We start from the raw sequence: 21,645 nt of genomic DNA on the forward strand, positions 1-21,645 counted from the left end.
CCCAGAATCCAACGTGATCTGTGGCCTAACCCCAACTCTTCCGCGGTGGGGTCAAGTTACCCTGGCGTACATGAAGCGCACGATCTACGACGCCGACCACGAATCGTTCCGCGACTCCGTCGCAGCCTTCCTCGACCGCGAGGTCAAGCCGCACGTCGAGGAGCACGCCGCCAACAAGGCGATCCCCCGTGAGTTCTGGCTCGGCGCGGGGCGCCAGGGCTTCCTCGGCCTGGAGATTCCCGAGGAGTACGGCGGCGTCGGTGCCGGCGACTACCGCTTCAACGCGGTCGTGGCCGAGGAGCTCAACAAGGTCAATGCCGCACTGGGTTCCTGCTGGGGCATCCACGCTGACATCACCGCGCCGTACATCGTGGAGCTCGGCACCGAGGAGCAGAAGCAGCGGTGGCTGCCCGGCGTCGCCGCCGGTGAGATCCTGCTGGCGATCGGCATGACGGAGCCCTCCGGCGGCTCCGACCTGGCTGCGCTCAAGACGACTGCGGTGCGCGACGGTGACGAGTGGGTCATCAACGGCTCCAAGACCTTCATCACCAACGGCTACTCCGCTGACCTGGTGATCACCGCGGTGCGCACCGACCCCGAGAAGGGGCCCAAGGGCATCACCCTCTTCGCCATCGAGACCAGCAAGGAGGGCTTCAGCCGCGGCCGGAAGCTCGACAAGGTCGGGCAGGACGAGTCGGACACCGCCGAGCTCTTCTTCGAGAACGTTCGGGTGACGGATGCCGAGATCGTCGGCGAGCTCAACATGGGCTTCATCCACATGATGCAGAAGCTCCCCCAGGAGCGCCTCGGCTGCGCGATCTCCAACGTCGCGCACGCGAAGCAGATCCTGCTGGAGACGCTGCAGTACACCAAGGACCGCAAGGCGTTCGGCCAGTCCATCGGGCAGTTCCAGCACAACAAGTTCCTGCTCGCCGACCTGTTCACCCGCATCGAGGTCACCGAGTCCTACATCGACAAGTGCGTCGAGGCCCACGCTGCCAAGGAGCTCACCTCCGTCGACGCGGCGAAGGCCAAGTGGTGGAGCTCGCAGATCCAGAACGAGGTGCTTGACCACTGCGTGCAGCTGCACGGTGGCTACGGCTTCATGAACGAGTACCGTGTCGCCCGCGCCTGGCGTGACGCCCGCGTCTCGAAGATCTGGGCCGGCTCCAACGAGATCATGAAGGAGCTCATCGGCCGCGAACTCGGCCTCTGAGCACTCGCCTTTCCAAGATCGTCCCTAACAGATTCGTGGCTGAATCCGGTTCTGACCACGAATCTGTTAGGGACGATCTGGATTTCGCCGAGGGTCAGGAGCGGGAGATGCTGACGGCGAGGCCGATGAGATGGCCCATACGGGCGAGCTCGGACTCGAGGAACTCGGGTCCGCCGCGGCGTCCGACCACCACGATGTCGTCGCCCAGGGGGGCAGCGGCGATCACGGTGTTCTCGTCGGGGCTCGCGACCTGCGTACTGCGGTCGATGTCGTGCCACTCGACCTGCGAGGGCGCGGCCTGGCTGCGGTGCACCACCTCGGTACCCGCCGGCGTACGGCGGACGCGGGCGGCCCAGTCGGAGCGGAAGGTCGCCGGCAACAGCTCGATCAGCCTGTCGAGCGCCTGCACCGGGTGCACGGTGAGCTCCTCGACCGCCTCGAGGTCGAGGAAGAGGTTGCCGCCGGCTGCGTAGCGCGAGATCCACAGCACGTGTACGCCGTCGAGCAGGTTGCAGGCGCTCACGATGGAGTCGGGCATGGTGCCCTGGGCGGTCTCGAGGAGCACGTCGTCGACCGCGGTCCCGTCGTCGGGCCGATGCTCGACGATCTCGATGGCTTCGATGTCGCCGCCTGCCTCACCGATCGCTGTCGCCACCCGGCCGAGGGATCCCGGGACGTCGGGCAGTTCCACGCGCAGCAGGTAAGGCATGCCTCCACTGTAGCGACGTCATGTTTCGCGGGGATGAAGAATTCGCCGGCTCGCGCGGAGCATCTAGAGCACGCGCTGTACCGGCAGATGCGCGAACGGGTCCCATCCCGGTCCCGTACGCCGGCCACTGAGCCGTTCGGGAAACAGCCGGAGGTAGAGCGGGCGATTGCCGCCAGCCCAGGGCCGAGGGTTCCAGGTGCGCGCGATCTCCGCGACCTCCTCGAGGTCGTCGACATGCTCGGCGTGTCCCGTCGCGAGCACGCTCCATCCGCGCTGGTTCTCGTAGTCCAGATGATCGATCTCGAACGCGGCAGCCGCACCCGGCAGGTGCTGAGCCAGGACCGAGTAGCCCGTCGTGCGGATCGTGATCGCCTCGCTGACCCAGGCGTAGTTGACCGGAATGATCTGGGGGCCGTCGGGGGTGGTGAAGCCGAAGCGGCCGACGACGTTGTGGCCCAGCAGGCGGCGGCACTCGTCCTCCGCGAGCTCGACGGGGGCGTCCATGCTTCCTCCTCACACGAGCCGTTCGTCGTCGGCTCCGGTACCAGTGTGCTCCTCGAAGCCTGGGCGGACTACCGTGATCGCTCATGAGCGCTCTCGATGGTGTGTCCGAGATCTTCGACCCGGAGGCGTGGGACGTCGTCCCTGGCTTCGAGGACCTCACCGATCTGACCTACCACCGGGCGAAGGCGCACGGCACGGTGCGGATCGCCTTCGACCGTCCGGACGTCTTGAACGCCTTCCGACCGCACACCGTCGACGAGTTGCTGCGCACGCTTGACCATGCCCGGATGTCGGCGGACGTCGGCTGCGTGCTGCTCACGGGCAACGGCCCGTCGGAGAAGAACGGCAAGTGGGCGTTCTGCACGGGTGGTGACCAGCGGATCCGGGGCCGGGCCGGCTACCAGTACGAGGACGTCGCGGCCACCTCCGGTGACACCGGCGCCGAGGAGCCGAGCCCCATCGACAAGGCCAAGATCGCCCGCCTGCACATCCTCGAGTGCCAGCGGCTGATCCGGTTCATGCCGAAGGTGGTCATCGCGGTCGTCAACGGCTGGGCAGCCGGCGGCGGGCACAGCCTCTTCGTCACCTGCGACCTCGCCCTCGCCTCCCGCGAGCACGCACGCTTCAAGCAGACGGATGCGGACGTCGGCTCCTTCGACGGTGGCTACGGGTCGGCGTACCTCGCTCGGCAGGTGGGGCAGAAGTTCGCCCGGGAGATCTTCTTCCTCGGCCAGGAGTACTCCGCCGAGGACGCCGTGCGGATGGGGGCGGCGAACCGCGCGGTTCCGCACGCCGAACTGGAGGCCACCGCGCTGGAGTGGGGCCGGCTGATCAACGGCAAGAGCCCGACCGCGCAGCGGATGCTGAAGTATTCCTTCAACCTGCTCGACGACGGCCTGGTCGGCCAGCAGCTCTTCGCCGGCGAGACCACTCGCCTCGCCTACATGACCGACGAGGCGCAGGAGGGCCGAGACCAGTTCCTGGAGAAGCGGGACCCGGACTGGTCCCCTTACCCCTGGTACTACTGACCGCTCAGCGCCGTGGCTTCCACTTCACGGAGACAGGCTTGGTCCAGTCCCAGCCGTCGCGGTAGGCGGCGCCGTCCTGCCAGCTGAGGGTGGCGATGCCTTCGAGCTTGGCGAAGCGCCACCCCTTCTTGAAGCAGGAGCGGGGGACCTTCACGGTGATGGTGTCTGCTCGGTCGGATGCCCGGCGAGTGATCTGCCCTGTGTCGCAGCGCCACCCGCTGGTGCCGGCCGCGAGGTTCTCCCACCGCAGGGTGGTGTCGATGTTGGGATTGGCCCCGTAGGCGGTGGCCCAGATGGTGACCTGCTTCGTGCCCTTCCGGTTGCTGAGCACCGCGCGGTTGCCCTGGTTGTCGCAGATGCCGGAGCTGGGGCAGGGCGTCCAGTCGCGGTACTTGAACGTGAAGACCGCCTTGCGCTTGCCGAGCTTGTAGGAGAGTCGGGTGACGTCGCCGCGAGCCTTGTCGGCGGCGGTCGGTGCAGGAGCGCCGCCTTCGACGCGCCACTGGACGTCGCGTTTCGGATCGCTGCGGGTGCCGGCCTCGGCGGAGAACGCAGACAGCCCGACAAGCGCGAGCGCGATGGCGAGGACGAGCAGGTAGCGGGCGCGGAGTGGAGTCACGTCGTGCTTCTACCCCCGCGGCCGGGCTTTCACTCGCACCTGAGGTGAACCGTGCATGCTGGCGGCAGAGGTAGGTCAGGATCGCGAGGGAGAGACCATGAAGCTGAGTTCGGCCCAGATCGATCGAGCGCGGGGCGCGGTGCTGGGCTCGGCGGTCGGCGACGCGCTGGGCGCGGCGTACGAGTTCGGGAGCCGGGACGTCGGTCCGGCCGGCCCGGAGATGCTCGGCGGCGGCCTCGGAGACTTCGCGCCGGGTGAGTGGACCGATGACACCACGATGGCGTGGTGCGTCCTCGACGTTGCCGCAGGTGGTGCCGACCTGAGAAGCGAGGGGGCGCTCACGGAGATCGCCCGCCACTTTCGTGCTTGGTACGAGACCGGACCGGCAGACATCGGTCACCAGACCCGGACGGTCCTCGAGGAGGCGGGCTCGGAGCCGACCGGTGCGGGACTTGCCGCCACCTCCTTCGACCTGCACCGGCGTACCGGACACACGGCGGGCAACGGCTCGCTGATGCGCACGGCGCCGGTGGCGCTGAGGTTCCTCGACGATCCGGCCGGCCTGGTGGACGCCGCCCGTCGAGTCAGTGTGCTCACCCACTACGACCGTCAGGCCCAAGACGCCTGTGCGCTCTGGTCCCTGGCGATCAGGCGCGCGGTCATCTCCGGTGAGCTCGAGCTGCGGGAGGGGCTGGCGCGCCTCGAGCCGGATGCCGCAGCCGAATGGGCCGGATTCATCGACGAAGCGGAACGACGGGCCCCGGGGGCGTTCACGCCGAACGGCTGGGTGGTCACCGCCTTCCAGGCGGCGTGGTCGGCGATCGTGCACACCCCGGTCCCGGCCGATCACCCGGAGGGTCACCTCGGGGATGCGCTCGAGACGGCGATCCGGATCGGTGACGACACCGACACGGTCGCTGCCATCGCCGGTGGCCTGCTCGGGGCTCGGTGGGGCGCGGCGTCGGTGCCGCAGCGCTGGCGCTCGGTCCTGCACGGCTACCCGGGGATCGCCGCCGCGGAGCTTGTCGCGCTGGTGGACCGCGCGATCAGCTGACCAGCCGCAGCGACGTCGACGAGCGTCCGATCCGTACCGTCTGGCCCCAGGTCAGGGAGAGTGCGTCGGCCTCGATGCCGTCACCGAAGGCCACCAGGTGATCGCTCTTGATCGTCAGCGTCAGCGCGTCATCGACAAGTTCGCCCTCGGTCAGCGACGTGCCGGTGGCCGGCGAGGGCCAGGCCTCCCGCACGAACCAGGCCAGCCGTGACTCCGTGGGCGCGGGCAGGCGCAGCGTGCTGCGGCGTTCGCGGGCCACCGAACTGCACCACCCCGTCGCTCCGGTGCCGGTCGCGACGATCAGGCCCGACGACGCCTGCGCCTCCTGCGATCCCTCCGGCAGGGTCAGTTCGTAGCGGGCGGTCTGGTGGCTCGGGTGCCCGACGAAGATCTCGTTGAGCGCCCGCAGCCGTTGGCCGTCGTCGAGGACCGCCTCGACCATCGTGCGCTGCACGGCCCGGTCGGTAGCACGCAGCAGGTCGCCGAGGTCCCGGGCAGCATGCGTCACCAGCACGCCGGCGTTGCGCTCCGGCTCCGGGTCCACCCCGATCACCGGTTGTCCGTCGAGGTACTTCGCGACGTTGGCCACCAGCCCGTCCTGCCCGACGACCACCACGACGTCGTCGGGCGAGAACAGGAAACGTGAGACGTCGCCACGCTCGACGCGGCCCCGCCGCCAGTCGACCGGGATCCCTGCTGCGGCTGTTTCGATCGCTGCCCGGGTGAGTCGGTGCCGTTCCTCGAGCTCTCCGATGTCTCGACCTCGGCTCGCGAGGAAGAACGCCGCTTGACCGCGGGTGCCGTGGGTAGCGAGGAGCTCCTCGTATTCGGTACGCCGAGTCACCAGGACGACCCGGGGCGTCAGGCTCATGCCGCGCCCCTGCTCTGGCCCAGCTGGGCCAGGGCCTTGCTGACCAGGTCGGGGCTCAGCACCAAGGTCTCGATCTGGGGCAGGTTCGCCGCCAGCTCCTTCACGGCAAGTGCCAGCAGCACCGCCTCCGAGACGTCGCGGTAGGCCGCGACGCGGGCGGCCTCCGCGTCACCCTCCGCCGCACCCGCCAACCGGGCACCTGCGGCGCGCGCCTCCGCGATGGTGACCGTACGCCGCGCCTCGGCCTCGCTGGCGATGACCCCTGCGGCGGCGTTCTCCTCGGCCTCGCGGCGTGCGTTCGCACCCCGCTGGGCGACCAGCTGCTCCTCGCGCCGGGCCAGCTCGATCTGGGTCTGCAGCTCGTTCTCACCGATGGCGCGCTCCCGCTCGACCGCCACGGCGCGCCGTTCGAAGGTCGCCTTGTCGGCCTCTTGTTGCACCTGCTCGCGCGTCGGGGTCCGCAGTGCCTTCTCCACCTCGGGCTCGGGCCGCACGGCCACCACGCGTACGCCGACGACGGCGATCCCGGTCTCGGCGAGCCGGGCGTCGCCGGCCAGGCCCGCGGCGATGACCGCGCGCACCGGCCCGACACCGTCGGCCATCGCGGTGGTCAGATCGGCGGTCGCCAGCAGGTCGATGGCGTATTGCTGTGCCGACTCGGTCAGCAGCGCCGCGACCTGGTCGAGCGGGGTTCCCCGCCAGGCGCCGGTGTCCGGGTCGATCGAGAAGTCGATACGGGCGGCTGCTGTGGCGGGGTCGGTCACCCGGTAGGTGATCGTCGCCTGCACGGTGACGTCTTGGAAGTCGCTGGTGCGAGCGTGGAAGAGCAGCGGCAGCTCCCGGTCGTCGACCGGCACCTCGTTGAGCACCGCGCTCAGCGGGCGGAACCAGAACGAGGCGCCGACACCTGCGCGGACCGTCGTGCCGTTGCGGATCTGCTCCACGTGGGTCGTGCCCGATCCGCGCAGGTGGCGGACCAGGGGGTAGCGGGCGATGTCAGCCATGACTCTCTCCTTCTCCTCAATTAGCGTCAGTATGACGATAAGCCGGAATGATGGTAATCGTCAACTTGACGCTAAAGGGGCTAGGGTGTCGCTCATGAGCGACCTTCCCGACTACCCACGTGTCGCGGTGACCGTTGATCTCGTGGTGCTCACGGTGCGCGACGGCGAGCTGCAGGTGCTCACCATCCGCCGGGGGGAGGAGCCGTTCCGGGGGCGGTGGGCGCTGCCCGGCGGATTCCTGAGGCCCCGTGAGGACCTGCATGCTGCCGCCGCGCGGGAGCTCATGGAGGAGACCGCTCTGCCGGCGGAGCACGTCCACCTCGAACAGCTGGCGAGCTACGGCGCGCCTGATCGCGACCCGCGGATGCGGACCGTGACCGTCGCCTACCTGGCTCTGGCGCCCGACCTGCCCACACCGGAGGCAGGCAGCGACGCTGCCGACGCGCGGTGGCAGCCGGTGCACACGATGCTGGCTGGCGCTGAGCTTCCCTTCGACCACGCGGAGATCCTGCGTGACGGCGTCGAGCGTGCGCGGGCGAAGCTCGAGTACACACCGCTCGCCACCGCCTTCTGTGCGGCTACCTTCACGATCGCGGAGCTGCGCCGCGTCTACGAGGTCGTCTGGGACACCACGCTCGACGCCCGGAACTTCCACCGCAAGGTGACCAAGACGGAGGGCTTCGTCGTCGAGACGCCCGAGACGACCACGCGTGACGGTGGACGACCTGCGCGGCTCTATCGAGCAGGGAGCGCCCCCCGCCTGCATCCGCCGCTGCTCCGCTGAGCCGGCGGCCCTGCCGTCCATCATCCGCGCCGGTTGGCATGATGGGTCGGTGATGACGACGGCGCCAGCGACACGCTTGCCGGACCGGCTCTCCGCCCAGGTCGCCACGCTGACCCCCAGCTACTTCGCGCTCGTCATGGCCACCGGCATCGTGGCGGTGGGGTTGCGTCTCGAAGGATTTCCCCTGCTCGGGCAGGCGCTCTGGCTGATCGCGGTCGCGGCGTACGCGGTGCTGCTCGTCCTTACCTCCTGGCGGTTCGCCAGTCATCGACCGGCGATCGTCGCCGACTTCTTCGACCCGACGCGGGCCTTCGGCTTCTTCACCTTCGTCGCTGGGACGAACGTCCTTGCGACCTACCTGACGCTCTCCGCCCACCACACGATCGCGACCGTGCTGCTCGGCGTCACGGGGGCCTTCTGGCTGGTGCTCGGCTACCTGGTGCCCTGGACCGCGGTGCTCGATCGCCAGGTCCGCCCGGTCGTTCGGCTGGCCAACGGATCCTGGTTCCTCTGGGTCGTCGCCAGCCAGTCGGTCGCGGTCGTGGCCGCCTCGCTCGAGCCGGTGCACCACGGCGTACGGCGCGAGCTTGCCTTCCTCGCGGTGATGTCGTGGTCGGTCGGCATCTTCCTGTATGCCGCGACTGCGGTGCTGGTCACCCTGCGGCTGATGCTCTACGACTTCCGGCCCGAGGAGCTGGATCCGCCGTACTGGGTCTCGATGGGTGCGCTGTCGATCACCGTGCTGGCTGGAGCACGGATCGTCGCGATGACCGATGCGCCCACGGTGCACGTCGTACGGGAGCTGGTCGGCGGCCTCTCCTTCGTCTGTTGGGCGTTCGCCACCTGGCTGATCCCGGTGCTGGTGGCCGCTGGCTGGTGGCGGCACGTCCGTCACGGACTGCCCCTGGCCTACACGCCGACGCTGTGGAGCATGGTCTTCCCGCTCGGCATGTACGCCGTCGCGGGGATCCATCTCGGGCGTTCGGAGGAGCTGCCGCTCGTCGAGGCGGTCGGCACCGTGGAGCTGTGGGTCGCGGTCGTGGTCTGGGCGGTGGTCTTCGGCGGCCTGCTGCGCCGGACGGCCGGGGTCCTGACCGGCCGCTGGTGACCCTGCGGAGCACCGGGTAGCCAGCGCAGGCAGGAGGTTGCTAACGTCAAGGCATCCAGCACGGGAGTCCGCGGCAGCGGACTGAGAGGGAGCTGAGTCCGCTCCGACCGTCGAACCTGATCCGGGTCATGCCGGCGAAGGAAGCGAAGGAGCTCCTCATGGTTGCCGTTCCCCCACGAGTCCTGCCACGACTCTTCTGCCTGGTCTCGTCCGACGACGACCTGTCCTTGCTGCCGCGCCTGGCCGGCGTAGGAATCGACGGCTTCCAGGTCCGTGACAAGGGAGCGACGACGCGTGAGCTGATCGCCCTCACGGCGCGGATCCGCTCGGCGGTCGGCAGCGCGTGTCTCGTCGTCGACGACCGGATCGACGTCGCCCTGGCTGCCGGAGCGGACGGCGTGCACCTGGGTGCGGAGGATCTTCCGATGGCCGCCGCGCGTCGGCTCGGGCCGGACCTCTTGATCGGCGCCACCTGCCGCGGCCGCGGGGCTGTGCAGGTGGCGCGGGAGGCGGGCGCCGACTACGCCGGATTCGGGCCGATCTATGCGTCCGCCTCGAAGAGCGGACTGCCGGTGCCGCTCGGCCCGGGGGCGATCGCCGAGGCGTCCGACGTGCTCCCGTTGATCGCCATCGGCGGCATCGATGCAGAGAATGCCGGCGGCGTGCGCGGCGCCGGTGCGCACGGGGTGGCCGTCATCGGTGCGATCTGGCGACAACCGGACCCTGTGCAGGCAGCGAAGGAGCTCGTCGCGAGCGTCGCCTGATGGCGGGCCTGATCCGCGTGCTCGGTGCCGGGATCGTCGGGTTGGCGGTCGCCGATGAGCTGCTGCGGCGCGGTCACGAGGTCGAGGTCGTCGATCCGGCACCGGGGACCGGCGCCTCCCGTGCCGCGGCCGGCATGCTCGCCCCCGCCGGGGAGCTCTGGCACGGAGAGGAGAGGGTGCTCACGCTGGGTCGCCGCTCCACCGAGCTGTGGCCAGCGTACGCCGCACGTCTCGGCGTCCCGCTCCGCTCGGGCGGCACGCTGCTTGCCGCCGTGGACCACGGAGATCTGCAGCTCCTCGACCGGCAGGTCGCGTTGGTCCGGGCCGCAGGCGAGCGGGTGGTCGAACTGGGACGTCGCGAGCTCCTGTCGGAGGAGCCACGGCTGGGCCGGGTCCTCGGGGGTGCGCTGCTGCCGGTCGACCACAGCGTCGACCCGCGCGCCGTGGTCGCCGCGCTGCTGGCCCGTATCCCCGTCTGCGCGGCGCCCGGGTCGCGGCCGCCCGCCGGGACAGTCATCGCCACCGGCGCCACGCTCCCGCCGCCGTACGCGCGGCTCGTCCGCCGGGTGCGCGGCGAGATCCTGCGCCTGCGCACCGCGGACCCGCCACAACGGACGCTGCGGGCGTGGGTACACGGCCAGCAGGTGTACGTCGTCCCACGGGCGAGCGGCGAGGTCGTCGTCGGCGCCACGCAGGAGGAGCACCCCGGCCGGCCGGTGGTCACCGTCGAAGGCGCCTGGCGGCTGCTCGACTCCGCCCGGCGGCTGCTCCCGGGCCTGGACCGGGCCGAGCTGGTCGAGGCCATCGCCCGCGACCGTCCGGGGACCCTCGACAACCTGCCGCTGATCGGCCCGACCCACGACCCCGCGGTGACGCTCGCCGCCGGCCACTTCCGTCACGGCGTCCTGCTCGCCCCACTCACTGCGCAACTGGTCGCCGACCACCTCGAGCACGGACACGTCGACCCAGCGGTGGATCCCCGCCGCTTGCTCACCCAAGGAGACACATGATCACCCTCAACGGCGTGTCGGTGGAGTTCGCCGGCTCCGTCGCCGACCTCGTCACCCAGCAGCATGTCGATCCGCGGGGGCTTGCGGTCGCCGTCGACGGGACCGTCGTGCCCCGTGCCGACTGGGCCCGTTCCTGGCTGGCGGGCGGCCAGCAGGTAGAGATCGTGACGGCGGTGCAAGGTGGCTGACCTGACGATCGCCGGCCGCACCCTCGCCTCGCGCCTCTTCCTCGGCACCGGAGGGCTGCCGTCGACCGGGCTGCTGCCGGAGCTGCTCGCTGCTGCCGCCCCGGGTCTGGTGACGGTCTCGGTGCGGCGTACCTCCTCGCTCGCCGACGGAAGCCTGCTGGGCCTGCTCGCCCGTGCCGGCGTGCCGATACTGCCCAACACCGCCGGGTGCACGTCCGCACGGGAGGCGGTGCTCACCGCCGAGCTGGCACGTGAGGCGTTGGGGACGGACTGGGTGAAGCTCGAGGTGATCGGCGACGAGACCTCGCTCCTGCCCGATGCGATCGAGCTGGTGGAGGCGGCCGAGCAGCTGGTACGTCGCGGCTTCGTGGTGCTGCCCTACGCCACCGACGATCCGGTGCTCGCCCGGCGGCTGGAGGAGGTCGGCTGTGCCGCGGTGATGCCGCTCGGATCGCCGATCGGCTCCGGGCTGGGCATCCTCAACCCCCAGGCGATCGCCGCGGTCGTGGCGGCGGTCTCGGTGCCGGTGGTGCTCGACGCCGGGATCGGCACCGCCTCCGACGCCGCGCTCGCCATGGAGCTGGGCTGTGCGGCAGTGCTCGCCGCCACCGCGGTCACGCGCGCCGACGATCCGGTGGTGATGGCGCGCGCCCTGCGGTGGGCGGTCGAGGCGGGAGTCGCGGCGCGCGCTGCCGGCAGGATCCCGCGGCGGGCGGTGGCTCGGGCCTCCAGCCCGACGACGGGACGGATCGAGGTGGCACCGACATGACCCTCGATCTGCCGCCGTTGCTGGTCCTGACCGACCGTGCCCAGCTGCGGCTCGGCCGCTCGCTGGTGTCTACGGTCGCCGAGTGCGCGCGCGCCGGTCTGACCCACGTCGTGCTCCGCGAGCTGGATCTCCCACCGCGATCGCGTGCGGCTCTGGCGGCGCGCCTCGTCGCGACCGGCGTCTCGGTGATCGCCGCGCATCGACCGCTGCCGAAGACGATCGGGCTCCACCTTCCCGCGGGGGCGTTGCCGCCCGGTGACCCGCCGGGTGTGCCAGGGCTGCTCGGCCGCAGCTGCCACACTCGTGCCGAGGTCGCGGCGGCAGCCGCGGATGGCTGCGACTACGTGACTCTGGGCCCGTACGCCGACACCAGGTCCAAGCCCGGCTACGGGCCGCCTCTCGCGGTGGAGGAGTACGCCGGCGCGCCGCTGCCTGCCTACGCCCTCGGCGGCGTCGACCCGGCCAACGCGGCTCGGGCGCTCGCTGCCGGTGCCTACGGCATCGCTGTCATGGGCGCGGTGATGCGCTCGTCCTCGCCCGCCGCGGTCGTCCGCGACCTGCTTGCCGTCGCCGCCGACACGCCCCAGGGCGAGCGATGAGCGCCGCCACCGCCCCACCGGTCGTGCTCAGCATCGCCGGGACCGACTCCGGCGGAGCCGCCGGACTTGCCGCAGACCTGACCACCTTCGCGAGCGTGGGCGTCCACGGTGCCTGCGTGGTCACTGCCGTCACCGCTCAGGACACGACCGGCGTGCACGCGATCCATGCGACGCCGCTCGACATCGTCTCGGCCCAGCTCGACGCCGTGCTCGGTGACCTGCCGGTGGCCGCCGTGAAGACCGGGATGCTCGGCACCGCGGCGGTGGTGCGACTGGTCGCCGAACGGTGCGGACACCTGCCCCTGGTCGTCGACCCCGTCCTCGTCGCCACCTCCGGAGCCGTGCTCGGCGATGCCGAGGTGGTGCGCGCCTACCGCGAGCACCTCCTTCCCGTGGCCACGGTCATCACGCCGAACCTCGAGGAGGCGCATGCCCTCGCCGCGGTCTCGGCTTCCTGCCCGGAGTCCGCCGCGCGTCTGGCCGCCCTTCTCGCCGAACACGGCCCCGCGACCGTGGTCACCGGCGGCGACCCTCATGGTGCCGGTCCCTGCACCGACTGGGTCACTCGTCGCAACGAGCCGCCGGTGCCCTGCGCGCACCCCTCGGTCGCCACCGACAACGACCACGGGAGCGGCTGCACCTTCAGTGCGGCGCTGGCTGCGCAGCTCGCCCTCGGCAGGACCTTGGAGGAGGCGGTCGCGTGCGCCGCCGACTTCACCCTCGCGTGCCTGCGCACGAGTGCCCACTGGGAGCTGGGCCGTGGCCGCGGCCCGATCGCCCACGTGGTCCGACCGGCGTGACCCCGCCCTTGCCGGCCCGGCCGGATGCCGATCGGGTGCCGACCTGGCGCGAACACCCACCCTCGAAGAACCAGCAGAGAGACGGAGCAACCCGATGACCCACGACGTCCATCCGGCCCACGCCCGCGTGTTGACGGGCGACCTGCAGGTGCCGGTCACCCGCGTCAGCCTGACCAACGGCGAGACCTTCGACCGTTACACCACCGCGGGTCCGGGCTCGGACCCCGAGCGCGGTCTGCCCCGGCTGCGGGAGCAGTGGATCGCCGAGCGCGGCGACACCGAGGCGTACGCCGGCCGCGCGGTGCAGCTCGTCGACAACGGGCGCGCCGCCCTGCGCTCCGGCGTACACCGGGAGCAGTGGCGGGGCGCGAAGCCGCAGCCGCGGGTGGCGGCGCCGCTTCCACACCCCCAGGACGGCACGACCCCGGCCGCCGGCCGGAAGGTCACCCAGATGCACTACGCCCGGCGCGGCGAGATCACGCAGGAGATGCGCTACGTCGCCGAGCGTGAGGGCTGCGACGTCGAGCTGGTGCGCAGCGAGGTCGCGGCGGGCCGCGCGATCATCCCGGCCAACGTCAACCACCCGGAGTCGGAGCCGATGGTCATCGGCCGCCGCTTCCTGGTGAAGGTCAACGCCAACATCGGCAACTCGGCGGTCACCAGCAGCATCGCGGAGGAGGTCGACAAGCTCACCCATGCGGTCACCTGGGGGGCGGACACCGTGATGGACCTGTCCACCGGCGACGACATCCACACCACCCGGGAGTGGATCATCCGCAACAGCCCGGTGCCGATCGGCACCGTGCCCATCTACCAGGCACTGGAGAAGGTCAACGGCGAGGCGGACAAGCTCACCTGGGAGCTGTTTCGCGACACCGTCATCGAGCAGTGCGAGCAGGGCGTCGACTACATGACCATCCACGCCGGCGTGCTGCTGCGCTACGTGCCGCTCACCGCGGACCGCATCACCGGCATCGTCTCCCGCGGCGGCTCGATCATGGCCGGTTGGTGCCTGGCGCACCACCAGGAGAACTTCCTCTACGCCCACTTCGACGAGCTCTGCGAGATCTTCGCCCGGTACGACGTCTCCTTCAGTCTCGGCGACGGGCTGCGGCCCGGCTGCACCGCCGACGCCAACGACGAGGCCCAGCTCTCCGAGCTGCGCACCCTCGCCGAGCTGACCCGGCGCGCCTGGGCGCACGACGTGCAGGTGATGGTGGAGGGTCCCGGCCACGTGCCGCTCAACCTGGTCGAGGAGAACGTCGTGCTCCAGCAGGACTGGTGCCATGGTGCGCCGTTCTACACGCTGGGACCGCTGGTCACCGACATCGCGCCCGGCTACGACCACATCACCTCGGCGATCGGTGCCGCCACGATCGCGATGCACGGCACCGCGATGCTCTGCTACGTCACCCCCAAGGAGCATCTCGGCCTGCCCGATCGCGACGACGTGAAGACCGGGGTGATCACCTACAAGCTCTCCGCGCATGCCGCTGACGTCGCCAAGGGCCACCCGCGCGCCCGGGAGTGGGACGACGCGCTGTCGCGCGCCCGCTTCGAGTTCCGCTGGCACGACCAGTTCGCGCTCTCCCTCGACCCGGTCACCGCGGAGGCCTTCCACGACGAGACCCTGCCCGCCGAAGGCGCCAAGACCGCCCACTTCTGCTCGATGTGCGGCCCGAAGTTCTGCTCGATGCGGATCAGCCAGGACGTCCGGGAACGCTTCGGCAGCCAGCTCGAGGCAGCCGAGGAGGGGATGGCCGCGAAGTCGGCGCAGTTCCTCGAGCTCGGGGCCAGCGTCTACGTCGAGGACAGCCGGGGCGACAGGTCGGAGGAGTCTCGCGCCGGTGCATGAAAGCGCCGTGCAAGCGGGTCCCGGCAGGGTCGGGACGACGCGCCGGCAACGGGCGGGCGCCGAGGTGGAGGAGAAGCAAGGATGAAGCAGACCCGAGCTCGGGCCGGGAGGCGGATGCTGGCGGTCGCCGGTGCGTTGGCAGGTGGCGTGGTGGCCGTCGGGTTGACCACTGCGCCTGCGCAGGCGGAGCCCTACCAACCCTGGGAGGTCAACGACTGGACGGGGACGTTGCGCACCGACTGGAGGTGCACGACCGAGGACGGCTGGTCGTTCGTCAAGCCGGAGCGTGGCAACGGGCAGTGCATCGTGCCCGACGACATCGACGGCTCATGGTTCCAGGACGACGCGGGTGGCAAGGCCGGCAAGATCGTGCTGCGCAGCACCCGGCCCGGCCAGGCGATCGTCGGCAAGGTCGAGTTCCACCCGCAGGGGGAGCACCTCTATGTCTACGACACCGCCAACGACGGTAAGTCCTTCTGGGTGACCTTGGACGGCAAGAAGTACGTGCCGCCCGGCACCGGCAAGGAGGTCGACCTGCTGCACCGCAATCTGTCCATCAAGGACGGTCGGGTGATGCGACTCAACGCCTGGGGCAAGGACTACAAGGGATCGACCGTGCTGCTGGGCAGCACCCTGGTGATCGCGTAGGCATCCCGCGGCCGGCGGTAGGGAGCCCCCGCCCGCCGGCCGCGCTTCCGTGGGGAAGCCGAACTGGGAGAAGCCCGGCAGGAACGACCTGATCCGGGTGCCGCTCGAGAACGATCTCGACCAGGCGGGCACTCCCGGTCGCCGGCGGTGTACGTGACGCCCATTACGCTGACCTGCGTGAACATCGTCGTGCTGACCGGTGCCGGAATCTCCGCTGAGAGCGGGGTGCCCACCTTCCGAGACGCCGACGGACTCTGGGAGGGGCACCGGATCGAGGAGGTCGCCACTCCCGAGGCATACGACCTCAGCCCGGTCGCGGTGCAGCGCTTCTACGACGCGCGCCGCAAGGCCTTGGCCGAGGTGGAGCCCAACCCTGCGCACGTGGCGTTGGCCCGGCTGGAGGAGGTGCTGGGTGACGAGCTCTTCCTGGTCACCCAGAACATCGACGACCTCCACGAGCGCGGCGGCTCGCAGCGGGTCGCGCACATGCACGGTGAGCTGCTCTCAGCCCTGTGTCGCAGCTGCGGCGGCCGCAGCCATTGGACCGACGACCTCGACGACTTCCCGCCGTGCCCGCGGTGTGGCATCCCCGAGCTCCGACCCGACGTGGTCTGGTTCGGAGAGGTCCCGTACGGCATGGACGTGATCCAGGGGAAGCTGATGCGGGCCGACCTCTTCGTCTCGATCGGCACCTCGGGTGCGGTCTATCCGGCGGCAGGATTCGTGCAGATGGCCGCCGCCTGTGGTGCGCGGACCCTGGAGATCAATCTGGAGCCCAGCGAAGGCACGCATTTCTTCAACGAGGCCCGGCACGGTCGCGCGGGCGAGCTCGTGCCGATCTGGGTCGACGAGGTACTCCGTCCCCTCGGCTTCTGACTCGTCGTCTCGCCTCGCTGCCGGCCGGCTGGTCAGGAGGGGCGGGCGATCTCCTCGGCCAGCAGCGCGCGAAGTCGGTCTGCCTCCTTGCCGAGACCGATCCGCGGGATCCAGTCGTGCACCATCTGCACGAACATCGCCGCGCTCTCGATGATCCGTGGATCCATGTGGCCGAAGACCTCGAGGGTGACGACGCCGTAGAGAGCCTGCCAGGCCTGCATGAAGATCCACAGCACGCCTCGGTCGGTCCGCTCTATCACCGAGGCGTCCATCGGGATCAGCGGATCCTCCACCGCTGCGCGTACGGCGGTGGGCAGTTCGTCGAGCGTCGGGTGCGGGAAGTCGGTGTGCTGCCAGATCTCCACCAGGAGGCCGTTCATGAAATGCCCGGAGGTGGCCGAGGTCAGCAGGTCGCGGCGTACGCAGGCGGTGTCGGCGATCGGGTTGGCGAAGACCAGGCCGAACTCCCGTGGGCTTGCCAGCGCCCAGCGCCGGAACGCAGCTGCCGCTGCGATCAGGCGGGCCGCCGGATCGTCGACGGGGTGGCGTGCTGCGGCGGCGACGAAGTCGGCAGTCGCGGCGCGGTCGATCTCGAAGGCGACCAGGTCGACGAGCTCCTGATAGCTGGCGACGTAGCGGTACAACGCCGGAGCTGTCATGCCCATTCGCTGGGCGATGGCCCGCAGGGAGAGTTCCGCGCCCTCGGCGAGCAGGTTCCGAGCGGTGCTGACGATCTCGGCGTACGTCGCCTCGCGCTGGCGTTCGCGGCGCCCAGCCATGACTTCCTCTCGATGTGCGGGGGTGATCTCGACAGGCTCGATCCCCGAATTCAGTGGTCGATCCCCGAATTCGGTGGTCGATCCCCGAATTCGGTGGTCGAGCTTGTCGAGACCTCTGGCCCTTGACCGGAATAGTTTACACCGTTTACCGTTAACGCCGTTAACTCGAATGAACCCCCTTCACGAAGGCTCGTCATGATCGATCGCTGGGGCCGCTACGTCGCCCGCCGCTCCCTGCCCGTCCTGCTGATCGCCCTGCTCGTCGCGGGCATCGCGGCTGCCTTCGGGGCAGGCGTCTTCGGCAGCCTGTCCAACGGTGGCTTCGACGACCCGGACACCGAGTCCGCCCGCGAGCTGGCTCTCGAGCGCGAGACCTTCGGCAACCAGGCGGTCGACGTGATCGCCATCTACTCCAGCGACACGTTGCGGGCCGATGCCCCGGCCTTCCAGTCGGCGGTCGAGCAGACTTTGGCCGAGCTGCCGGACGGCGTCACCGCGACGCCGTGGTTCGCGGCCGGCGACCCGTCGATGACGAGCCATGACGGCCATGCCGCGACCGTGCTGATCTCGCTTGCCGGCGAGACGCAGGACGAGAACTCCGACAGCTTCGAGGAGATCAAGGACGAGCTCGCTGCGGACGGCCTCGAGGTCGAGCTCGCCGGCCCCTGGGCGGTCTACACCGACGTCAACCACATCACCAGCGACGACCTGGCGCGGGCCGAGCTGATCGCCCTCCCCTTGGTGCTGCTGCTCTCTCTGGTGATCTTCGGCAGCCTGGTTGCGGCAAGCATGCCGGTGCTGGTCGGTGGGGTGGCGGTCGTCGGCGCGCTGGGGGTGCTGCGGCTGATCGCCGGCGTCACCGAGGTGTCGATCTTCTCGGTCAACATCATCACCTTGCTCGGCATGGGCCTGGCGATCGACTACGCGCTCTTCGTCGTCTCCCGCTTCCGTGAGGAGCTTGCGCTCCGCGCCGGCGACGATCCCGAGGCGGTGCGCGACGCGCTCCGTCGCACCATGGCCACCGCAGGCCGGACGGTGCTCTTCTCCGGTCTCACGGTCGCGGCGGCGATGAGCTCGCTGCTCGTCTTCCCGCAGAACTTCCTGCGTTCGATCGGGTACGGCGGCATGGCAGCCGTCCTGGTCGCGATGGTGGCCTCACTCACGGTGCTCCCCGCCGTGCTGGGGCTCCTCGGCCGGCGCATTGATGCCGGACGGGTGCCGTTCCTCAACCGGAGCGCGGGCCGCCGGGCCCAGGGAGAGCATGGGGACACGGGAGCGTGGTCGCGCCTGGCGCACGCTGTGATGCGGCGGCCGATCGTCTTCGCCGTGGCCATCACGGCTGTCCTGCTGGCGATCGGATCACCGTTCCTGGGCGTGAAGTGGGGCAGCGTCGACTACCGGGTCCTGCCCGACGACGCTCCCTCACATGTGGCCGCCGAGCGACTCAACACCGACTTCGGTCCCGAGCGATCGACGGCCAACGTGACCCTCCGCGGCGCGGACGAGGAGCAGGTGGCTACCTATGCGGCCGACCTGCTGACGGTGGACCGCGTGGTCGACGTACATCCTGTCGCGGAGCGGGAAGGCGTGACCCTGCTGCGTGTCGCCTGGGAGGGCAACAGCCAGACCGAGGCTTCGCAGCAGGTCGTCCGCGACCTGCGAGAGGTCGCCACGCCTGGCGACTCCGAAGCGCTGATCGGCGGGCTCTCCGCCGACACCGTCGACCTGCTCGGCTCCATCGGGCACCACCTGCCGTGGATGGCTCTGGTCGTGGTCCTGGTGATGCTGGTGCTGCTCTTCCTCGCCTTCGGGTCGCTGGTGCTGCCGGTCAAGGCGGTGCTGATGAACGCTCTCTCGATCACCGCGTCGTTCGGCGTCGTCACGTGGATCTTCGCCGACGGTCATCTCGAGGGACCGTTGGGCTACACCAGCTCGGGCTTCCTTGACGCCACGCAACCCATCCTGATGCTGGCGATCCTCTTCGGGCTCTCCATGGACTACGAGGTCTTCCTGCTCTCCCGGGTTCGCGAGCAGTGGGACGCCACCCACGACAACGATCTCGCGGTGGCCACCGGTGTCCAGAAGACCGGTCGGATCATCACCTCCGCCGCCCTGTTGCTGGCGATCGTGATCGGCGCCTTCGGTACGAGCGGCATCGTCTTCATGAAGATGATCGGGATCGGCATGCTGGTGGCGCTGCTGATCGACGCCACGGTCGTCCGAGCCCTCCTGGTGCCGGCGACGATGAAGCTCCTGGGCGACTTCAACTGGTGGGCGCCCGCGCCGCTGGCTCGTTGGTGGCAGCGCTACGGCTTCCGCGAAGAGTCGAGGACACCGGGCGAGCAGGTCGAGGACGGCACCGCACTGCAGGACGTCGCTCCCCGGTAGCGCCCCGCGAGGCCGGTGCCTCGGCCGCCTGGTCTCGGCGGGCTCGGCCCCTGGGGTGGTTGCCTCGGTGATCGAGCTTGTCGAGATCTCGTCCGCAGCCATCCTCGGCAGGCTCGACCTCCGCAGCCCCATAGAGTGCAGCCATGACTACGCACCTCGCCGCCCGTTCCGCGCTCGACGCGATCCTGGCCTGCGAGGCGTGGGCGGTGATCCGCCGCGGTGACGCCGCCGAGGCAGCGCTGGTCGGGGGGACGCGCGATGTCGTGGAGAGCCTGCTCGATGTGCCTTTGGAGAGCGGCGCGCCAGCGGAAGGGGCGAAGCTCGACCGTCTGCTGGCGGTGCCGTTCCGCCAGGTCGCCGAGCGCGGCTTCGACGCTGTCGACGACGGCGCCCCGCTGGTTGTGGTGACCCTGACCGAGGAGCACCAGGTGGCGGTCGACGACATGCTCGCCGTCCTGCCCGACGTGCCGGTGGAGTTCACCGATCCGGGTGGTTTCGAGGTCGACGACGCGAGCTACGCGAAGCTGGTCGAGCAGGTCATCGCCGACGAGATCGGCCGTGGCGAAGGCGCGAACCTCGTCGTCGCCCGCAACTATCGCGCCACGCTGGCCGACTGGGGTGCCGAGCAGGCACTGACCGTGCTGCGGCGTCTGCTGGAGCGCGAGCGGGGCGCCTACTGGACCTACGTCTTCCACACCGGCGACCGGATCCTCGTCGGTGCCAGCCCGGAGCGGCACGTCAGCGTCATCGGCGGGGACGTGCGGATGAACCCGATCTCCGGCACCTATCACCTGCCCAAGCAGGCCCAGCCGGCCGAGCAGACCAAGGCCGAACTACTCGAGTTCCTCGCCGACGAGAAGGAGATCTACGAGCTCTTCATGGTCGTCGACGAGGAGCTGAAGATGATGTGCGACATCTGCAGCGAAGGCGGCCAGGTGCTCGGTCCGTTCCTCAAGCCGATGACCCACCTCGTGCACACCGAGTACCTCCTCGCCGGTCGCACGTCGCGAGACGTACGCGAGGTGCTGCGCGACACGATGTACGCCGCGACCCTGACCGGCTCCCCGGTCGAGAACGCGTGCAAGCTGATCGCCGAGTACGAGCCCGAGGGCCGTGGCTACTACGGTGCCGCGCTCGCCCTGATCGGCCGCGACGCCGGCGGTACGCCGACGCTCGACAGCCCGATCGTGATCCGTTCGGCCGACGTCTCCCTCGATGGCGAGCTGCGGGTCGTCGCCGGGGCCACGCTGGTGCGCGACTCCGACCCGGCCACCGAGGTGCGGGAGACGCACGCGAAGGCAGGCGGCATCCTCTCTGCCTTCGGCCTGGTGCCGCCGGCCGCCGCGCCTGCCGGATCGCTGGGCGCGCTGGCGCAGGACGAGGACGTGCTGATCGCGCTCAACCAGCGCAACCAGCGGTTGAGCACCTTCTGGCTCACCAACCAGGCCGGCACCACTCCCGACGTCTCGCTGCGTGGCAAGTCGGTGGTGATCCTCGACGGCGAGGACGACTTCGTGAACATGCTGCGCCACGTGCTCAGCGTGCTCGGCATGACGTCGACCACCGTCCGGCACGAGGAGTGGGTGCCCGGCGCCCTCGACGGCTACGACCTGGTGATCGTCGGTCCCGGGCCCGGTGACCCGCGCGACGGCGACGATCCCAAGATCCAGCGGATCCGCGCCGCCGTCGACGAGCTGCTCGCCGCCGGCCAGCCGATGCTGGCGGTCTGCCTCGGGCACCAGACCCTGTGCCAGCGACTCGGCCTGCCCTTGACCTTCAAGGACATCGTCTTTCAGGGCACCCAGTCCCCGGTCGAGCTGCCGAGCGGGACCGAACGGGTGGGCTTCTACAACACCTTCGTCGCCCGCCTCGCGGCCGACACGGCACTGCCTGAGGGGGTGGAGGTCTGGGCGGATGCGACCACCGGAGACGTGCACCAGATTGCGGGACCGCACTATCGGGGCATCCAGTTCCATGCCGAGTCGGTGCTCACCGAGCACGGCTTCACCCTGATCCACGACCTCGTCTGCGAGCTGCTGCTCTGAGCCCGGCCCGCACCTGACCGGTGCGCA

Annotated in this window: 22 protein-coding genes and 1 riboswitch; of the genes, 16 read left to right on the forward strand and 6 right to left on the reverse strand. The window is 70.2% G+C overall.

Annotated elements, in window-relative coordinates:
• Positions 1 to 70 precede the first annotated feature (70 nt).
• Positions 71 to 1,216 carry an acyl-CoA dehydrogenase family protein gene (locus DNK54_RS14540; protein WP_110207714.1) on the forward strand — a complete coding sequence of 382 codons (1,146 nt, stop codon included), beginning with the start codon at positions 71 to 73 and terminating at the stop codon, positions 1,214 to 1,216.
• 94 nt (positions 1,217 to 1,310) lie between these two features.
• Here the strand turns inward: DNK54_RS14540 and DNK54_RS14545 are convergent, their stop codons facing one another.
• Both DNK54_RS14545 and DNK54_RS14550 read right to left on the reverse strand, forming a co-directional pair.
• Positions 1,311 to 1,925 carry an ACT domain-containing protein gene (locus DNK54_RS14545; protein ID WP_110207715.1) on the reverse strand — a complete coding sequence of 205 codons (615 nt, stop codon included), beginning with the start codon at positions 1,923 to 1,925 and terminating at the stop codon, positions 1,311 to 1,313.
• Positions 1,926 to 1,988: 63 nt separating this feature from the next.
• Positions 1,989 to 2,429, reverse strand: a complete 441-nt coding sequence (locus tag DNK54_RS14550; RefSeq protein ID WP_110207716.1) for a pyridoxamine 5'-phosphate oxidase family protein — start codon at positions 2,427 to 2,429, stop codon at positions 1,989 to 1,991.
• An 83-nt stretch (positions 2,430 to 2,512) separates the two neighbouring features.
• Between DNK54_RS14550 and DNK54_RS14555 the strand changes: the two genes are divergently transcribed.
• Complete coding sequence (locus DNK54_RS14555; RefSeq protein ID WP_110207717.1) at positions 2,513 to 3,457, forward strand: 1,4-dihydroxy-2-naphthoyl-CoA synthase; 945 nt, start codon at positions 2,513 to 2,515, stop codon at positions 3,455 to 3,457.
• A 4-nt stretch (positions 3,458 to 3,461) separates the two neighbouring features.
• On the opposite strand, the gene DNK54_RS14560 is transcribed toward DNK54_RS14555, so the two are convergent.
• The gene (locus DNK54_RS14560) at positions 3,462 to 4,076 is read right to left on the reverse strand and encodes a hypothetical protein (protein WP_110207718.1); all 615 of its coding nucleotides are present in this window, start codon (positions 4,074 to 4,076) and stop codon (positions 3,462 to 3,464) included.
• A 97-nt stretch (positions 4,077 to 4,173) separates the two neighbouring features.
• Here DNK54_RS14560 and DNK54_RS14565 point away from each other — a divergent pair, with 97 nt between their 5' ends.
• Positions 4,174 to 5,130, forward strand: a complete 957-nt coding sequence (locus DNK54_RS14565; protein WP_110207893.1) for an ADP-ribosylglycohydrolase family protein — start codon at positions 4,174 to 4,176, stop codon at positions 5,128 to 5,130.
• On the opposite strand, the gene DNK54_RS14570 is transcribed toward DNK54_RS14565, so the two are convergent.
• Positions 5,123 to 6,001 carry a diacylglycerol kinase catalytic domain-containing protein gene (locus DNK54_RS14570; RefSeq protein ID WP_110207719.1) on the reverse strand — a complete coding sequence of 293 codons (879 nt, stop codon included), beginning with the start codon at positions 5,999 to 6,001 and terminating at the stop codon, positions 5,123 to 5,125. The genes DNK54_RS14565 and DNK54_RS14570 overlap by 8 nt on opposite strands.
• A complete protein-coding gene (locus DNK54_RS14575) occupies positions 5,998 to 7,005 on the reverse strand; it encodes an SPFH domain-containing protein (RefSeq protein WP_110207720.1) in 1,008 nt (335 codons plus the stop codon). Before DNK54_RS14575 ends, DNK54_RS14570 begins: the two co-directional genes overlap by 4 nt.
• 94 nt (positions 7,006 to 7,099) lie before the next feature.
• On the opposite strand from DNK54_RS14575, the gene DNK54_RS14580 reads away from it, so the two are divergent.
• From DNK54_RS14580 to DNK54_RS14630, 11 genes are all read left to right on the forward strand, one after another.
• Entirely contained in the window at positions 7,100 to 7,789 is a 690-nt protein-coding gene (locus DNK54_RS14580; protein WP_110207894.1) for an NUDIX hydrolase, read from the forward strand.
• A 52-nt stretch (positions 7,790 to 7,841) separates the two neighbouring features.
• Positions 7,842 to 8,897 carry a tellurite resistance/C4-dicarboxylate transporter family protein gene (locus tag DNK54_RS14585; protein ID WP_110207721.1) on the forward strand — a complete coding sequence of 352 codons (1,056 nt, stop codon included), beginning with the start codon at positions 7,842 to 7,844 and terminating at the stop codon, positions 8,895 to 8,897.
• Positions 8,898 to 8,947: 50 nt separating this feature from the next.
• Positions 8,948 to 9,057: riboswitch (TPP riboswitch) on the forward strand.
• Positions 9,056 to 9,661: a thiamine phosphate synthase gene (locus DNK54_RS14590; protein ID WP_110207722.1), complete on the forward strand. Its 606-nt coding sequence runs from the start codon at positions 9,056 to 9,058 to the stop codon at positions 9,659 to 9,661. It overlaps the preceding riboswitch by 2 nt.
• The gene (locus DNK54_RS14595) at positions 9,661 to 10,671 is read left to right on the forward strand and encodes an FAD-dependent oxidoreductase (RefSeq protein WP_110207723.1); all 1,011 of its coding nucleotides are present in this window, start codon (positions 9,661 to 9,663) and stop codon (positions 10,669 to 10,671) included. Before DNK54_RS14590 ends, DNK54_RS14595 begins: the two co-directional genes overlap by 1 nt.
• Positions 10,668 to 10,859 carry a sulfur carrier protein ThiS gene (thiS, locus tag DNK54_RS14600; protein WP_110207724.1) on the forward strand — a complete coding sequence of 64 codons (192 nt, stop codon included), beginning with the start codon at positions 10,668 to 10,670 and terminating at the stop codon, positions 10,857 to 10,859. The genes DNK54_RS14595 and thiS overlap by 4 nt, the downstream gene beginning before the upstream one ends.
• Positions 10,852 to 11,628 carry a beta/alpha barrel domain-containing protein gene (locus tag DNK54_RS14605; RefSeq protein ID WP_162602481.1) on the forward strand — a complete coding sequence of 259 codons (777 nt, stop codon included), beginning with the start codon at positions 10,852 to 10,854 and terminating at the stop codon, positions 11,626 to 11,628. The genes thiS and DNK54_RS14605 overlap by 8 nt, the downstream gene beginning before the upstream one ends.
• Positions 11,625 to 12,227 (forward strand): thiamine phosphate synthase, encoded by a 603-nt coding sequence (locus DNK54_RS14610; RefSeq protein ID WP_110207725.1) that lies wholly within the window; start codon positions 11,625 to 11,627, stop codon positions 12,225 to 12,227. Before DNK54_RS14605 ends, DNK54_RS14610 begins: the two co-directional genes overlap by 4 nt.
• Complete coding sequence (gene thiD, locus DNK54_RS14615; RefSeq protein ID WP_110207726.1) at positions 12,224 to 13,027, forward strand: bifunctional hydroxymethylpyrimidine kinase/phosphomethylpyrimidine kinase; 804 nt, start codon at positions 12,224 to 12,226, stop codon at positions 13,025 to 13,027. Before DNK54_RS14610 ends, thiD begins: the two co-directional genes overlap by 4 nt.
• Positions 13,028 to 13,121: 94 nt before the next feature.
• Positions 13,122 to 14,882 (forward strand): phosphomethylpyrimidine synthase ThiC, encoded by a 1,761-nt coding sequence (gene thiC, locus DNK54_RS14620; RefSeq protein ID WP_110207727.1) that lies wholly within the window; start codon positions 13,122 to 13,124, stop codon positions 14,880 to 14,882.
• An 81-nt stretch (positions 14,883 to 14,963) separates the two neighbouring features.
• The gene (locus tag DNK54_RS14625) at positions 14,964 to 15,530 is read left to right on the forward strand and encodes a hypothetical protein (RefSeq protein ID WP_162602482.1); all 567 of its coding nucleotides are present in this window, start codon (positions 14,964 to 14,966) and stop codon (positions 15,528 to 15,530) included.
• Positions 15,531 to 15,707: 177 nt separating this feature from the next.
• Positions 15,708 to 16,406, forward strand: coding sequence for an NAD-dependent deacylase (locus tag DNK54_RS14630; RefSeq protein ID WP_110207896.1), 699 nt, complete (start codon positions 15,708 to 15,710; stop codon positions 16,404 to 16,406).
• A gap of 32 nt (positions 16,407 to 16,438) precedes the next feature.
• Here DNK54_RS14630 and DNK54_RS14635 read toward each other — a convergent pair whose 3' ends face one another.
• Positions 16,439 to 17,185, reverse strand: coding sequence for a TetR/AcrR family transcriptional regulator (locus tag DNK54_RS14635; RefSeq protein ID WP_110207729.1), 747 nt, complete (start codon positions 17,183 to 17,185; stop codon positions 16,439 to 16,441).
• Positions 17,186 to 17,380: 195 nt separating this feature from the next.
• Here DNK54_RS14635 and DNK54_RS14640 point away from each other — a divergent pair, with 195 nt between their 5' ends.
• The gene (locus DNK54_RS14640; RefSeq protein ID WP_110207730.1) at positions 17,381 to 19,573 is read left to right on the forward strand and encodes an MMPL family transporter; all 2,193 of its coding nucleotides are present in this window, start codon (positions 17,381 to 17,383) and stop codon (positions 19,571 to 19,573) included.
• A 143-nt stretch (positions 19,574 to 19,716) separates the two neighbouring features.
• Positions 19,717 to 21,618: an anthranilate synthase family protein gene (locus DNK54_RS14645; RefSeq protein ID WP_110207731.1), complete on the forward strand. Its 1,902-nt coding sequence runs from the start codon at positions 19,717 to 19,719 to the stop codon at positions 21,616 to 21,618.
• Positions 21,619 to 21,645: the final 27 nt, after the last annotated feature.

This window comes from Nocardioides daejeonensis (assembly GCF_003194585.1).
Lineage (GTDB): Bacteria > Actinomycetota > Actinomycetes > Propionibacteriales > Nocardioidaceae > Nocardioides > Nocardioides daejeonensis.